Here is a 14,973-nt window from a genome sequence, read left to right as displayed (position 1 = left end):
ATGCCTGTGACTGGACACTTCGGTCAGACGCCCCTATAACGCAGGGGTGCGAAAAGCCAGTCTGACCAGGTTGAAGACCTCGCGGGCTGCGTATCGCTTGAGGCATCGGATGATTTCACATCGGGTCTAGCCCTCCTGAGTGCGGCGTTCGTAGTACTCCTGGGTGCGTGGGTCGTGACGCAAGCGGGTGAAGACGATGCGGTGCAGGGCGGCGTTGGCCTGCCGGTCGCCGCCGTGGTTGAGCCGGCGCGTGCTCCGCCGGCCGGAGGAGCACTCGATGGGGTTGACTCCGCAAAGGGCAGCCAAGGACGCTTCGGTGTTGAGCCGCTCAGGGTTGTCCCCCATGGTGATCAGCAGGGTGATGGCGCTGTCCGGACCGATACCCACCGGTACGAGCAGTTGCGGCGCGTGGCGTTCGACGAGCCAGGTCAGTCGCTGGTTCAGCTCATTGATCTGTCCGGTGAGCTGCTCGATGCGTTCGGCGAGCATGCGTAATGTCATGTGGGTGGCCTGGGCCACCGCGTCCTCGTCTCCCCCACCACCATCGTGCGGGCCGAGGCGCGCACAGGTGCGGAACAGCTCGGCGTTGCCGAGGCTCGACATGCGTTCCCGCAGGGCGGGGTCGGCGATGATCAGGACGGCTTTGAGCTGGTTGATTGCCTGGGTGCGGGCCTTGACCGCGGAGTCCTTGGCGAGTTTGTAGATCCGAGCGCTGTGCACCGGACCGTCGCCGGATTTCGCCCGGGATCGGGCTCGACCGCTGAGCACGGCTCGCGCTGCGGCCTGGGCATCGAGCGGGTCCGACTTGCCGAGCAGCCGGCGGGCAGAGCGGTCGGGCCGGTTCACTTCGAACACCTGAATCTGCTGAGCGAGCAGATAATGGGACAGGCCCGCACCGAAGGTGCCCGTGCCCTCCACGCCGGCCCGGCGCACCGTCCCCCGCTTGCGGGCCCAGACACGCAGTTGTCGGTAACCGGCCGCCGTCGCGGGAAGGGACTCGGTTCCCAGGACCTTCCCGAGCGGGGAGATCACGGCGGCGACATGCACCTCGCCGTGCGTGTCCACGCCCAGGACGACCCCGCGCCAAACGGACGCCGCGACGCACCTCGATCATGAAGAACCTGTCCCATCCGAGCCTGACCGGCATGTCGCACTCAGACCGAACGGGCCGCCTACCAGCGCCGAGGCGCCGACCGCCAGCCGGGCAGCCGCGGCGGCGTCTTCCCCAAGAAGATCGGCGACGAAGAGCCCGTCGTCCTCACTATCTTGCATCTGCGCAAGTTGTGATCTATGGACGTCCTCGCCGAGGCGTTGGACGACGTCAGCAATTCTCGATCGGCAACACGGTCCGCGAGATCCGCCCCCCCGCTCGCCGAAGCCGAACTCCTCCCGTCTCCGGCCAGTACCCGCTACCGATCCGCCGCTGATCTCCTCACCGCAGCACAAAGCGAAGGCGCCACCCCGACAGGTTGAATCCTTACGGCTTCAGTGGGTGCGGCAGCGCTGTCAGGAGGCGCCGGACAGGACCGCGTCGATCGCGTCCACCAGGCCGGCATGGGCGTTGGAGGCGACGAGTTGGACGCCGGACAGGCTCCGGGTGATCGTGCTGCCGCGGCCCGGATGTGGTGGGCATGATGAGACGGCCGGTTCGGCTACTGCGCCCTCCTCCGCGGCCAGGTCCACTTTGAGTGCCGCAGTTCCTCGCTTGGTACGCCGATGGCACGGCCCTACTGGCCGACGGCCCCAGCTGCCCGGATGCCAGCCGGCCGAGAGCATGCCGACGGCACCGGAAAGGTGCCTCGCACGCGGTCCGCTGACGAAACCCGAGCGCATGGCATGTCAGTGGCAGGTGTGAGGATGACGGTATGTCATACACAGACGAGTTCCGGGCTTTCGCCTGTGAACACGGCGTCTCCGATGAGGCCATCACCCGCATCATGTGGTGCATGCAGCCGTCCGTACACCTCGACATGGTCGATCCGGCGGCTGTCGGCCCTCACGACATCGTGGTCGGTCACACCGGCGGCCTGCCCGAGCTGCCCACCGGTGTTCCCTGGGAGGGCGGGGAAGTCTATGTCGCCGGCCTGGACCTGGCCGCGATACCGGAGCAGCCCCTGTCCCTCAATCTTCCCCGTGAGGGACACCTCCTGTTCTTCACGAACGTCGGCTACGAGGACGACGAGTCCGCACCGGTGGTGTACGTACCGCCAGGCACCGAGACGACCGTACGACCCGCACCCGCGGGCGTCTCGGTCATTGCCCCGTACAACACGTGGACAACACAGGTCCTTAAGCGCCGGACACTGGTCTACCGCCCCGGTACATCATGGGACCCCCTGGGCTGGACATGGGCTCCCGAGCACCAGTACGACCATCCCCGGGCTCTGATGCCTGACCTCGATGACGTCCACGAGGACGACAGGGAGACGCTCCGTCCGCTTCTGGAGGCGATCACGGAGTACGCCGAGCGAGTCGGGAGCATCCCCTTCGTGCACCGGACCTGCACCCTGCGGGGGGAGTTGTTGAGTCCTCGGGACTACTGGTGCCAGTACGGCAGGGAGTTCTTGGACCGGTGCGAAGAAGCTGTGGTCACGCTGAGGAATACGCCGGAGAGGTTCGACGAGCTGTATGCCGAGGGTCTGGAGAAAGCGTGGTGGAAGGAGGGCGGCCCCTGGCTGAACCTCTTGGAGTTCGGCGAGTCCGAAATGTTCGACACCGGCGACGGCGAGGTGAGTTGGATCATCCGCCGTGAGGACCTTCTGGCGCAGCGCTTCGACCGCGTCATGCAGTCCTATTACTGCTGAATATTCCCTCTTCTCCCTGCTACGCCCGGCGGGTGTCGGAGCCGTGCGCCCAGGTCGGAAGCTCAGTTCGCGCAGCCGACCGACCCGCATCATTGCTCCATCTCGCCGACTGCCCGACGGGCGCCGTCGAGGCCCTACTCGACACCGGCGTCCGCGTCGGCACGGTGCTCATCATCCGCCTGGCGAGCATCGCTGCCGACCGCTCTTCGACCGCTCCCGGTACCGGAAGACGGGCGCGGGGCGGCCGTCGACGGACCGGTGGTTCGTGCACCGGCCACCCCGGACCGGAGATGCCGACGGCGGAGCGCGTCGGCGTAGGTCTGTCCGAACGTGACACACCAGCGACGGACCGTCTCATGCGAGGCGATCGCGCGGGGGCGTGTGCGCGAGCCGCCGGGGTCAGCCCAGCCAGTGGTGCTCGACCTTGTCGAACCGTCTGGCGTGGAGGTCGTCGCGGCTGATCAACCAGCTGATGTCACCGTCCATCCAGCCGTACTGCAGCGACTCCATGTTGAAGGTCGCGAGGTGCAACAGCGGTTGTTCGGGCAGCTCCCGCCACGCCCGGTCGTACACCTCGTCGAACCGCTCCGGGTGGTCCCGGAGTGCGAGGACCGCCTCCTCCCGCAGACGCTGGAACGCCTCGGTGACGTAGTCCCAGCTGTCGTGGACGTTCCGCTGCACCCCCCGCAGTTTGTCAGTGCTGTTGTTCATGGCCGGCCGGACGCCGACCTTGGCGGCGTACTCCTCGACGGCGGCCTCCAGCCGAGCGTGCCACTCGGCCTCCTCGTCCTCCACCTCGTCCCAGATGCCCCCGTACTCCTCGCCGATCAGCCAGGCGTGGGCGTCCCAGGCGTCGTCGCGGGAGGCCACCATGGTCCTGCGCTCCAGCACCATGTGGGAGGACCCGAGACGCAGGTCCAGTGCGCTCGGGACGGGCATCGGGGCCACAGCCGTCTCGGTCCCGGGTGGTATGTAGAGCGCCTTGCCGCCGCCCGCGTCCGACCAGGTGAACAGCAGGAGATGCCCCTCCCGGGGCAGCCTGTCGTCGAACAGCGTCCGGGGCACCGCCGCGAGGTCGAAGGAGGCGACGAAGACGTCGCCCATGTCCCACTCCATGTCCAGGGGCAGCTCCGGCGCCCCTCCGATGTAACCGATCACCCGGTCATCGGGCCGGACACTCCCCGGGGCCTTCCAGTCGAAGTACACCGCCGGCTCCATGCTCCACAGCAGGCGGGTGATGGCGTCGTCGGAGACCCCGTGCCGCCGGGCGAGGGCCCGGAAGGCGCTGTTGCGGGACGTCTGCCCCACAGGATCTCCGGAGGGGCCGACGGTGCTGGTCCAGTTGTCCACGAGGTCGCTTTCTGACGAGGGTCGGTGACCGGCACCGTGCGGGCGGGCCCGATGCCTGATCGACACGGTAAGGCACCCCTCCGACAACGTCCTGGTAGCCAACTGCCAGCGGCCGTACGGCTGTCCACACACCGCGTCACCCTTCGACCATCGTCGCCCGTGGCCGAGGTCTGCTGTCCCACCAGCCGACCGCGGACCTGCATCAGCCCCGCCGCTGTGAACGCCGAGTCCCACCGCGAACAGCTGGCAGTGCCCCCTGTTCTCCGAGCCGGCCATTCGGGCTGTTGGGTGGGTCATGGCTGAAGCAGGCCGGCGATCTCCCCCTCGGTGAGGGCACGGTCGAAGACCGTGACGTCCTTGATGCTGCCCGGGAAGTGATCGACCGGCCTCCTGCCGTAACGGCCCCGGCCGACGACGAAGGGCCCCTCGGACCAGATCAGGATCCTGTCACGGATCGCGCCCTCCTGGACGCCGTTCACGAAGAGGCGCAACTCACCGGCGACGCTGTCGCAGACACCGGTCAGGTGGGTCCACGCACCGGCGACCGGTACGGACATCGACGTGACGCGCAGGTCCGGGCGGGCGAAGGCCCATCGGCCTTCGTCGGAGGAGTACTGGAGGTAGAAGCCGCTGGTTTCCTCGCCGTCCTGGCTGACCGCGGTGACGAAGTGGGGAGGGATCACACCGAGCCGGACCCACGCGCCGACGGTGAAGCTGCCGCGTGCCGTGTCGATCAGCGCGCCTTCGGTGGCCACTTCGCTGCTGAACCCGTTGAACTCGGCGCCCTCACCGTGGCGCGTTGCCCATCTGACTGCCGTGGCCGTGGCGTGGTGGCGTCCGGTGGCGTCCGTCGCCCGCGTTCCGGACCGTTCGTCGAGCCGCCAGGCCGCGACGGGGCGAGGCGCTGCGGACACCGGACCGGGGTCGGGCACGGCTCCCGCGGAGACCGGCGTGTACCCGGGCGCCGGACCGAACCCGGATGCGGGAACCGCTTCCTCCGCGTGGACGCCGGCGGTCGGGGCCATCACGTCGCGACGAATGGACCGGCGGGGGTCGCCCGGCGCGGACGCCTGCCCGCCGGACGACCCCGGCGGGGAGAGCGGCGCCCCGGCGTACTGGGTGAACATTTCCGCGAGGGTGGCGGGCCGCGTGGGCCCACCGGTCTCTCCGGCGGTGGCCGGCCGGCCGGCTGCCGGCATATGCGGGGCCCAGGGAGCGGCCGGGGCCACCCGGCGGAGAATCTGCTGCGGAGTGGGGCGCAGTGCCGGTTCCTTGGCCAGGCAGTCGGCCAGCAGGGCGCGCAGCTCGGGGTCCGGGACGCCCTGAAGGTCCGGGGGCTCGTACACCACGCGGTAGAGCATGGCGGGCGCCGATCCCACGCCGAACGGACCGGTCCCGGTGGCGGCGAAGGCGAGCACCGCGCCCAGGGAGAAGACGTCGCTGGCCGCGGTGATCTCGCCGCCGGCGACCTGCTCGGGGGACATGAAGCCCGCCGAGCCGATGGTGGCCCCGGTCCTGGTGAGGGCGGTGGCGTCGAGCGCCCGGGCGATGCCGAAGTCGATGACGCGCGGGCCGTCGTCGGTGAGTAGCACGTTGGAGGGCTTCAGGTCGCGGTGCACCAGGCCGGCCCGGTGGATGGAGACCAGGGCCTCGGCCAGACCTGCGGCCAAAGCGGCCAGCGTCACCGGGGGCAGGACCCCCTGTTCGGCGACCGCCTGGTGGAGCGAGGGGCCGGGGATGTAGCTGGAGACCATCCAGGGTTGTTCGGCCTCCGTGTCGGCGTCGATCACGGGGGCGGTGAAGGCTCCCCCGACCAGACGCGACGCCTCCACCTCGCGGCGGAACCTGTCCCGGAACTCCGGCTCGTGCACCAGCGACGCGTGCACCACCTTGATCGCCACGGACCGGCCGCTCGGCGAACGCCCGAGGAAGACCCGCCCCATGCCGCCTTCACCCAGTCGACCCACCACCCGGTAGTCACCCAGGAAGTCTGGATCTCCCTGTTCCAACGGCTGCACCACGACGAACTCCTCCCGTACACACGCATCGGACCTGCGCAGCTTACGAGAGCGCAGTGGTGCCAGGGGCCTCACAACTTCCGGCCAGCGACGCGGCGTTGAGCGGCAGCCATCGTCGGAGCAGCTACCGGCCGGCCGTAAGGGAGGTGCCAAAGGTGTGGAAAGTACCGCCGCGAGCGCTGCGGGGGTAGTGGGCATGCCCCGGGCCGCGTGGGGACGCTGCCGACGCTTCACGGAGCATGCCGTACACCGAAAGGGCCTGTGTGGCCCGGCACTTTTGCGGTGGGTCAGTAGATCTGGAGGGCGTGAAGCGTCGCGTTGAGTCCTTCGGCGTCGACCAGGGTGGACCACTTGTTCATGGTGACTGCTCGAGCGCCCAGGAACATCGCGACGTTGTTGTCGCCGGAGGTGACCTTCGAGACGTTGGGAAGCTGAAGGGTCACAGTGCCCCCGTTGGCGAAGCACATGGTCCGTGCACCGCCGTCGTACCAGACTTTGACGAAGTCGGTCCTGTCGCCGCAGTCGGTCTGGTTGATCGCGGCAGCCTGAGAGGCCGGAAGGAGAGCCGTCAGGGCTGCCGCCGCCGTCACAGTGACGGCGATGCGCGAAGTGGAACGCTTCATGGCTATTGATCCTTTTCCCATAAGGTGCGGCCACGGTGTGCCGCTCTGACGACGACCGCCTCGTACAGGGAGGGGTCGTCTTGTCCTGATCATTCGTGTGGAATGCGCCGGTCCTCGCATGCCGCAGCGGGGCGGCATCTCGGTGGGGCGTTCCGACAGCCCCTGCACGTGAGCCACGAGTTGGCGTGCCCGCACCGGTTCACGTACTGGGCCGCTTCGACCAGCCGGCCCGGTAGCGGTTACTCCCTTTCTGGGCTGAAACGGCGCACAGCTGCGTCGCGCCGTGTGCCCTCGAACAGCGAAAGCGTCGGTCGGGCGGGTGTTCCCGCGCTGAACCGGGATGGTCGGGCCGAGCGTCCTCGCTCGGCTGGGATATGCGAAGCCCTTCCACAAGCGCGTCGGTAGAGAGCTGAGTTCTGGACCTGCCACAGGTGGGCGGGCCTGTGCAAGCGGTCGGTCAGTCGACGAGGGCGGTGGCTTCGATTTCGACGAGGACGCCCGGGTCGAAGAGGCAGTCGACGCCGATGAGTGACGCCGGGGGGAGGGGCTGGGGCAGCCCGATCTCGTCCGCGACGCTTTCGACGCCCGCCATGAAGGCGCCCATCTTCTCCGGCTTCCACTGGGTGACGTAGACGGTCAGTCGGACCACGTCGTCGAACGTCGCGCCGGCCCCGGCGAGACCGCGTGCGGTGTTCCGCAGCGCCTGCGCGACCTGCCCGGAGAGATCTCCCGGCGCGACGGGGGTCCCGTCCGCGAGGCTGGAAGTCTGCCCGCTGACGTGGACGTGTCTGCTGCCGGTGCCGACGGCGACGTGATGGTAAGGCGCGGGCTGCAGCAAGCCCTGGGGGGTGAAACGTTGGACGGACATGGTGGTCTCCTTCCGGTGACGGACCTCGTATACCTTTGATACCTAGGAGTCACAGGACACTTCAACGAGACCAGGTTTCATGACCGATACCGCCTCTTCCCACGACGACGAACTGAGCATCCCGGCGCCCCACCGCGAACTGCTCGACCAAGTACTGGACAAGTGGTCCTTGAGCGTGCTCAGCGAGCTGTGCGAGGGACCGCGCCGGTTCAACGAGCTGCGCCGTGCGATTCCCTCGGTCACACAGAAGTCGCTGACTGCCACCCTGCGCCGACTGGAGCGCAACGGCATCATCGAGCGCGAGGTCGTGAGCTCCAGGCCGGTCGCAGTGGAGTACCGGGTCGCTCCGCTGGGGAAGACCATGCGCCCGCCCGTCGATGTCCTCCTGGACTGGGTACGGACATACATGCCCCAGATCGAAAAGGCACGGGAGTCCTTCGACGCCAGGTGAGATGCTGAGCGGGAAGGCCGCCCGCGCTTCGCGACACGTTTCTGCCTTCATCGGCGGGGCGTAATCCTTCGGACCTACCCCGCCGGGTCCGTTGTCGGGAGACAGGTGACCGGCAGCTCCCAGGAGACCGGCAATCGGCTGGGGGCCCAGTCGACCGACGACAACGTCGGCGGGCGGACCCATACCGGATTGCTCACCGCGGAAGGCCACTGGCAGGCGCGGGCTCCGGCTCACGAACGTGGCCCGAGTACTGGGGTGAGATCGCATGCCACGTCCCTGGCGGCCGAAGCCGGATTCGCCGCGGTTGCCATACTGCCTTCATGTTCACGCTCCTCGCCGTGCTCGGCTCCGTCCTGTCGGTCGGCCTGGCCGCTTGGGCCGCCGAGCGTTCATTGCGTCGCACTCGCCGGCAGACCAGGTACGGGCGGTACGCACCGTGGGTTCATCCGCGAGGCCGGCTCGCCGCACCGCTGAACCGGGTGGCCGACAGCCGACTGCTGCGGAGGCTGTGTGAGCGCATCCCCTCAATGGTCTTTGTCAGCGACGTGACCGACGTCGTCTACGTCAACTACGTGGTCGATGCTCACCGCATCGCACCCCTGGTCCCACCCGGCCTGGAACTGCAGCGTCTCGGCAAGAGCGGCGACCAGGCGATGGTGACCTTCCTGAGTTACCGCCATGGACATCTGGGGCCAGCGCTGCTCGGCCGGTGGCGGCGGCTCCTGCCCTCCCCGCTGCAGAGCAACTGGCGGATCTACGTGCGCCACCCCCGCACAGGTTCCCTGGGCGTCTACTTCCTCAGTACCGCTGTCGATCGCACGGTGCACGCCCTCGGTGCGCGCATGGTCGCCGAGGGGTTGCCCATGCACGTTCTTGATCGAGCTTCGATACTCGTTGCGCAGGACGATCGGATCGATCTCCTTCTGGCTCCGGGGCGCGGTACCGCCCCGGACGCCGAGGCCCACCTCGTTCCGCTGCCCGAGTGGCCGACGGATGGACCCTGGCGACGCGCTTTTCCCGACTACGGGAGGATGCTCGCCTACTGCGTGCCTCAGGACCGTGCGCTCTCGGTTCAACCGTGGCACGGACAGGTGACCCGGCAGGAGATCTCTCTCGGTATCCCACTCGATTCCTGCACAGCTCTTTCCGGGCCGGTCGTGTCCGCAGCGGCCAGTGCTCTCGTCGGAAACGCCGAGCCGTTCGCTTTCCTGGTACCGCGTGTGAGGTTCTTTCTCGAGAGTGAAGAACGCGATCCACTCTGAATTGAGGCAAAGGCGGACCCGGACCGGTGGGCTCTCTTCGTTCGAGTGCCGGCCGCGAGGGCTTGATCAGGGCATTGTCGGTGGTCGCCTCTAGTGTCTCCTCCATGACGCGATCATCGGGGACCCTCGCCTATGCGCGTTTCTCCGCGTTCGAAGCCTCGGCGGACGGAAGCCTCTTGGGGCTGGAGACCTCCCGAGGCGCGACGCCCTCCGGCTTCCAGGACCATCCCCGGTTCTTCTCGGGTTTCCTCACCAGTCCCCAGGCAGCCGCCGCCGGCCTGCTCTCGGTGGCCGACATCCCCGCCGCGCCCGCTACTACCGGCCTCACCTACCGGCTTGGCTGGACCCGGTGGCGACCGGCAACGGCGACCGGCTCCGCTTCGAGTCGTTCTCCGGCTGCTGCGGTGTCTACGCACGGCTCGACGTGCTGGCAGACGCACTCGACGGAGGAGAGATCGGGCACGGCACCAGCAACTTCGACGTCAACAACCCGTTACGTGAGGCGCTCACGCGCGTCGGCCCCACGCGATCCGGTCCATCTGCGGGTGGGGCCTGACGAGTTGACGGTGACCACACTGGGCGGCGCGGTGGTGGAGAAGAAGGTGCCCCTGCCCGACCGGTGGTTGCGCGGCTTCGCGGAGGCGCAGGCGATCGCCTCCGGGTTCGACCTGCGTGCCGAACTGCCCGCGTCCGAAGCAGTCCGATTCCTGCGGTCCCTTCCTCACAGCGGTGGAAGAGAACCGCGCGGCCCCGTTTGGTTCGTGCTGGCCCGGCAGGGCCCAGGCCCACCACGTGTCCCGCACCAGGAGCGGTGTGCCTGCCCGGACCGGAGCGGCTGGCCGCGTTTCACCGTGTGCTGCGGCACGCTACCGCGCTGCGTGTCTACGGTCCCGTGGGGGACGGCCGGGCGGCCACCGCGAGTGCCTGGGAAGCGGTTCTGCCGGGCATGCGCCTGACGCTCACTCTCTCCCCGGACCCCGCAAGGGGTTTCTCCGGTGAGGGCGGCGTACTGGAGGCACTGGCCGACGACGAGACCGTCCAGGACGCGGAACTGGTGGCCGTGCTGCTGGCGTGGGAACCGCGGATCGACGTGAGTGCTCTGGCCGCGGCCTGCGGGGTGACCACCGCGCGGGTCCGGTCGGCGCTGATGCGCCTGGCGACCTCCGGCCGGGTGGGTTACGACACGGCCGAAGCCGCCTATTTCCACCGGCAGCTGCCCTACGACTCCGGTCTCGCCGAGCGTCACAACCCGAGGCTGCGGCATGCCCGTGCCCTGCTGTCGGCCGGTGCCGTGACGCTGGACGGCGCGATGGGCACCGTCACGGCCGAGGACGGCCACACCCACCGGGTGCGCGAGGACGCCGGCGTCTTGAGGTGCAGCTGCCTGTGGTGGGCGAGATACCGGGGCGGACGCGGCCCCTGCAAGCACGCGCTGGCGGTACGCATGGCACGACGGGAGAGGAACAGTTGAGCAAGCTGATCGAAGCGGTGCGCGGCGGGCGGACGGACGACGTGGTGACGATCGTGAACGGCATGACGGCCGCCGAACGGCGCGGGGAACTGCCGGCGCTGAAGGCGTTGCGCAAGGAGTTCCGCGACGCCTGGGTGACGCCGCAGCTCCAAGCGGCCTCTCCTGCGCTGCTGGTGGCGGGCGTCGCCGGCCAGAGCGGAGCGGCGGCCGTCGCGTCCTGGCTCACAGCTTCCGGCTGGGAGCGCATGTGGGTGGCGGAGAAGAGATTCATCCCCATGCTCGAGGAGCGCCCCGCCGAATGGCTGACGGAGCTGGCGCACCGGATCGCCGAGCGGTTGAGACAGTCGCCCTACCTCAGGCCCATGGTGGCCGGCCTCTTCACGGCAGGGGGGACTGGCCAGGCGCTGAACAGCGGTCACTCCAACAAGGACAATCCCTGGCTTCTCGCTCTCGCGAGGCTCACCGCAGAAGGCACGCTCGACCGCGCCACCATGGTCGACGGATGTCTGGGGCGGCTGTTGCGCGGCGGCACGGCAGTGGACCAGCGGGTGTTCCACCGGCTGCTGCTCGACCTCGATCTGTCCGCCGAGGAGCACGCCGGCCGTGTCGCCGACTGGCTGGCCCTGGCCGCCGACGCGCTCCAGCCCGTCGCCGTCCACGTCCAGTCCGTCCTCGCCGAGCTCGCCCTGACCGGCTCCCTGCCGACGCATGACCTTGCCGACATGACGCGAGCGGTGCTCACCCGGCCGGAGAAGAACCTGGTCCGAGCTCAGCTGAAACTGCTGGACAAAGTGGTCACCCGCGACACCGCCACAGCCGACGCACTGCTCCCGGCCGCGTCCCACGCCCTCACCCACGAGGACACCGAAGCCCAGGAACGGGCCCTGAAGCTGATCGAGCGGCACGGGACACATCTGACCGACGCCCTCTCGCGTGAAGAGATCCTCACCTCGGCCGCGCCCATCGCCCCCGGCCTGCGCACCCGAGTGGTCGAAGCCCTGGGAACCGGAGCGGAAGAAGCTCTGCAGGCGGCCGGCGAGGACACGCTGCCGCCCGTTCCGTCCCCGGTCGCGCTCGCGTCGCCGCCGGCCTCAGTGGCGGAGACGGCCGAGGAGACCGGCGCGCTGCTGGCCTCCCACGGCATCCTGCCCGTCGCCGACTTCGAGCGGACCCTGGACGGACTGGTGCGCTGGGCCCATGAGGATCGAGCAGCACTGCTGGAGGCGCTCGAGCCGGTAGCGGCGACGCGGTGGTGGTCCCGCACCTGCCGCCGGCCTCTCCCCGACGACTCGGTCCCCTCCGCCTTCGCCCCCTCCCATGTCCGCTTCACCCCGCGACTCGCCCTCGACCTGGTCCTCGCCGGCCTCCACCAGCGGATCACACCGCGCACCGCGAAGGCAGTGCTCGACGGCGGGGGCGCGCATGCCGGATGCCTCCCGGACGGCCCCTTCCGGGCCCGCTTCTGGGAGATCGCCCACAGGTTGCTCACCGATCCGCAGCCGTTCCTGCTGTCGACGCCGAGCTGGGACAACGGGCTGCTGGAGCCAGGAGAACTGACCGACCGGCTGAAGACGTACCAGCGGCTGGGCGCCCACGTCGGAGCGTGCGACTTCGCACAGGCCCTGCTGCGGGTGCGCACCACGGACCGGGCGGCCGCCGAGGCCGCCGCCGAGCGGGCCGCACTGCTGGGCACGCCGGAGGGGCGGCGGCTCGCCGACTGGCTGCGGACCGGCGGCCTCACCGGCACGGTCCTGCACCGCGCGGTGACGGACCGGACGACACCGGTCGTCCGGTCCGGCGAGATCACCGCCTTGCACATGTTCCCACTCGCTTTCCGTGAGCTGGGGAGTCCGGCACTCGGTTCCCACCACCGGTGCTGGTGCGCCGCCACCGCGGCCGTCCAGCAGACCCACTGGCCCGCCCTCCTGCCCGAACACCCCGAACTCATAGCTCTGCGGCTGATACAGCACGTCCTGCCCTGCGCCCGGTATCCCGAGAAAGATCCGGACGTCTGCTCCGTCCTGCCCTTGCTCGCGCAGTCACCCGGCGCGAGCGGGCCCGCGACGTCCCTGGTGGTGGCCGGCGGGCTCGGCGTCCAGCGCCAGGAGGACAGAATCGCCGCGGTCGACGCACTGCTGCTGTTGGCGGCACAGAAGAAGCTGGATCCCGGTGCGCTCGCCACCGACCTCGGTGCGCTGATGCTCATCGGGATCGTCGCTCCGAGCCGCCTGGCGGAGTCCCTGGGAACGGCCGCGTCCACCGGCGCGTACCGCACCGTCTGGACCGTGCTGCGTGACGCGCTGCCACCGCTCCTGTCCAAAGACCTCTCCCCCGCCGAGTCCCGTGGCCTCGGCGAACTGCTCACCGTCGCCGCCGAGTGCGCCGAACGCACCGGAGCCCAGGGCGTAATACCCGGACTCGACCCGATAGCCGCCCGGCGGGGCAGCTCACGGCTGGTGAGCCAGGCCCGTCGCCTACGCGCAGCACTTGCCGGCACGTAGGTCCGAAGAGGCGCATCCGCCCGGGAGATCCTGCTGCAGGGGCACGTAACGCGGCAGGAACGGTCCGATGCCGGCCGGCTCGAGCGGGAGGTGATCGGCCTCGGCGGCACGGAGTGCGGCCGAGGCCGGCGCCAGGACCTCCGAGCGCGACAACTCCTGTCGCTCGGGCAGCGGTCATGCCGAGTCGGTCGAGGGCGACGACGGCGGGGTGAGTCAGGCTGCGTTCGCCGTGGGGCCCGTACCGCCGCGATCGACGAGCTCGGCCATCTTCGTTCTCAGCGGTCCCAGCTTCCCCCGCACTGTCACCTCCAGGCCGAGCTGCTGCCCTGCGTGGGCGGGGCCCCACACGCGCGCCGTTCTTCTCTCGCGCGGTTGGGTGTCACGTGCGCAGGTGAGACGCGCCGTTGAGGTCGACGATGGTTCCCGAGGCCCATGCCGCGGCCGGGGAGGCGAGGAAATGCACCGTGGCGGCGACCTCTTCCGGGGTGCCGACGCGCCCGAAGGGGCTCTCCACGCGCAGACGTTCCCCTTCCGGGCCGGACAACTTCCCCGTCTGCCGTTCGGTGGCCACGAACCCGGGCGCGACGGAGGTGACCGCGATGCCGTGCGGAGCCAGGGCCACGGCCAGTGACTGACCGAGGGCGTGCAGGGCGGCCTTGGTGGCCCCGTAGGCGGGGTAATCGGGTTCGCCCCGGAACGCGCCGCGCGAGCCGATGTTCACGATCGCCCCGCCGGTGCCCCGGTCGACGAGGTGGTGGGCTGTGGCCCAGCACAAGTCGGCCGCGCCCAGCAGGTTGATGTCGACCATCCGCCGCCAGACCTGCTGCCAGTGCTCCAGCGGGGTCTCGGCGATGGGGTGCCGGGTGTCCGCCGCGGGTGCCACGGCCGCGTTGTTCACCAGCACGTCCACGGCACCGAGCGCGGCCACCGCCTCGGCCACGGTCCGCTCGGCCGCACCTGGCTCGCCCAGGTCGGCCTGCAGCAGCGTGTGCCCGGTGCCGGGAAGCTCGCGCACCGTCCGTTCGGCGTCCGCACGGCGACCGGCGTACTGCACCGCGACACGGTCACCGCCGGCGGCGAAGGCCCTCGCGACGGCGCGGCCGATGCCCCGCGATCCACCGGTGACGAGCACGCCCCTCATCGGGCGAACACCATCGACTCGTCACGGAAGGACTTGAACTCCAGGGCGTTGCCTGCGGGGTCGCGGAAGAACATGGTCCACTGTTCGCCGGGTTCACCGGGAAAGCGGCGATGCGGTTCGATGTCGAAGCGAACCCCCGCGGCTCGCAACCGCTCGGCGAACTGGTGGAAGGACTGTTCGGGCAGCAGGAGACCGTAGTGCGGGATCGGCACCCGGTGCTGTCCCACCACGCTGGTACCCGCCGGCTGCGGCACGGTCGGCACCAGGTGGGTCACCAACTGGTGGCCTTCGAGATTCCAGTCCACCCAGTGGTCGGCGCTGCGCCCCTCGGGCAGACCCAGCACCTGTCCGTAGAAGCCGCGGGCGGCGACCAGGTCGTCGACCGGGACGGCCAGGTGGAAAGCGGGTCGGCGTGGCATGGGGGTCCCCTCTGGTGGAGTCGGCGGCCAGGGCAGCCTGACCCACCCGATCTTTCAATGTCAAC

At 69.6% G+C, this 14,973-nt stretch carries 11 protein-coding genes and 3 pseudogenes; 6 read left to right on the top strand and 8 right to left on the bottom strand.

Going from position 1 to position 14,973, the window contains the following annotated elements:
- Positions 1 to 33: 33 nt before the first annotated feature.
- Positions 34 to 1,071, bottom strand: a pseudogene (locus A2U95_RS21815) (IS110 family RNA-guided transposase).
- A gap of 17 nt (positions 1,072 to 1,088) precedes the next feature.
- Here A2U95_RS21815 and A2U95_RS33815 point away from each other — a divergent pair.
- A pseudogene (locus A2U95_RS33815) lies at positions 1,089 to 1,473 on the top strand (ISAzo13 family transposase); the annotation flags it as partial.
- A 33-nt stretch (positions 1,474 to 1,506) separates the two neighbouring features.
- Here the strand turns inward: A2U95_RS33815 and A2U95_RS33810 are convergent.
- Positions 1,507 to 1,683 (bottom strand): hypothetical protein, encoded by a 177-nt coding sequence (locus tag A2U95_RS33810; protein WP_166025849.1) that lies wholly within the window; start codon positions 1,681 to 1,683, stop codon positions 1,507 to 1,509.
- Between the two features lie 182 nt (positions 1,684 to 1,865).
- Between A2U95_RS33810 and A2U95_RS21805 the strand changes: the two genes are divergently transcribed.
- Entirely contained in the window at positions 1,866 to 2,804 is a 939-nt protein-coding gene (locus A2U95_RS21805) for a DUF1963 domain-containing protein (protein ID WP_166025880.1), read from the top strand.
- Positions 2,805 to 3,203: 399 nt separating this feature from the next.
- Here A2U95_RS21805 and A2U95_RS21800 read toward each other — a convergent pair whose 3' ends face one another.
- The 4 genes from A2U95_RS21800 to A2U95_RS21785 all read right to left on the bottom strand — a co-directional run bounded on the left by A2U95_RS21800 (position 3,204) and on the right by A2U95_RS21785 (position 7,663).
- Positions 3,204 to 4,112: a DUF1963 domain-containing protein gene (locus tag A2U95_RS21800; RefSeq protein ID WP_166025878.1), complete on the bottom strand. Its 909-nt coding sequence runs from the start codon at positions 4,110 to 4,112 to the stop codon at positions 3,204 to 3,206.
- Positions 4,113 to 4,447: 335 nt separating this feature from the next.
- Positions 4,448 to 6,175, bottom strand: a complete 1,728-nt coding sequence (locus tag A2U95_RS21795; RefSeq protein WP_240957580.1) for a protein kinase domain-containing protein — start codon at positions 6,173 to 6,175, stop codon at positions 4,448 to 4,450.
- 284 nt (positions 6,176 to 6,459) lie between these two features.
- Entirely contained in the window at positions 6,460 to 6,795 is a 336-nt protein-coding gene (locus A2U95_RS21790; protein ID WP_085575403.1) for a beta/gamma crystallin domain-containing protein, read from the bottom strand.
- 457 nt (positions 6,796 to 7,252) lie between these two features.
- Positions 7,253 to 7,663 (bottom strand): RidA family protein, encoded by a 411-nt coding sequence (locus A2U95_RS21785; RefSeq protein ID WP_166025876.1) that lies wholly within the window; start codon positions 7,661 to 7,663, stop codon positions 7,253 to 7,255.
- A gap of 79 nt (positions 7,664 to 7,742) precedes the next feature.
- On the opposite strand from A2U95_RS21785, the gene A2U95_RS21780 reads away from it, so the two are divergent.
- The 4 genes and pseudogenes from A2U95_RS21780 to A2U95_RS21765 all read left to right on the top strand — a co-directional run bounded on the left by A2U95_RS21780 (position 7,743) and on the right by A2U95_RS21765 (position 13,348).
- Positions 7,743 to 8,114 carry a winged helix-turn-helix transcriptional regulator gene (locus A2U95_RS21780; RefSeq protein ID WP_061441704.1) on the top strand — a complete coding sequence of 124 codons (372 nt, stop codon included), beginning with the start codon at positions 7,743 to 7,745 and terminating at the stop codon, positions 8,112 to 8,114.
- Between the two features lie 320 nt (positions 8,115 to 8,434).
- Entirely contained in the window at positions 8,435 to 9,376 is a 942-nt protein-coding gene (locus A2U95_RS21775; protein WP_085575404.1) for a DUF2071 domain-containing protein, read from the top strand.
- Positions 9,377 to 9,480: 104 nt separating this feature from the next.
- Positions 9,481 to 10,847: pseudogene (locus A2U95_RS21770) on the top strand (SWIM zinc finger family protein).
- Positions 10,844 to 13,348 (top strand): DUF7825 domain-containing protein, encoded by a 2,505-nt coding sequence (locus tag A2U95_RS21765; protein WP_166025873.1) that lies wholly within the window; start codon positions 10,844 to 10,846, stop codon positions 13,346 to 13,348. The pseudogene A2U95_RS21770 and the gene A2U95_RS21765 overlap by 4 nt, the downstream one beginning before the upstream one ends.
- A 379-nt stretch (positions 13,349 to 13,727) precedes the next feature.
- Here A2U95_RS21765 and A2U95_RS21760 read toward each other — a convergent pair whose 3' ends face one another.
- Both A2U95_RS21760 and A2U95_RS21755 read right to left on the bottom strand, forming a co-directional pair.
- Positions 13,728 to 14,489: an SDR family NAD(P)-dependent oxidoreductase gene (locus A2U95_RS21760; RefSeq protein ID WP_166025871.1), complete on the bottom strand. Its 762-nt coding sequence runs from the start codon at positions 14,487 to 14,489 to the stop codon at positions 13,728 to 13,730.
- Entirely contained in the window at positions 14,486 to 14,908 is a 423-nt protein-coding gene (locus A2U95_RS21755) for a VOC family protein (protein WP_061441709.1), read from the bottom strand. The genes A2U95_RS21760 and A2U95_RS21755 overlap by 4 nt, the downstream gene beginning before the upstream one ends.
- Between the last annotated feature and the right edge of the window lie 65 nt (positions 14,909 to 14,973).

Source organism: Streptomyces chilikensis, from assembly GCF_001642695.1.
GTDB lineage: Bacteria > Actinomycetota > Actinomycetes > Streptomycetales > Streptomycetaceae > Streptomyces > Streptomyces chilikensis.
This window is presented reverse-complemented; position numbering and strand designations above follow the sequence as displayed.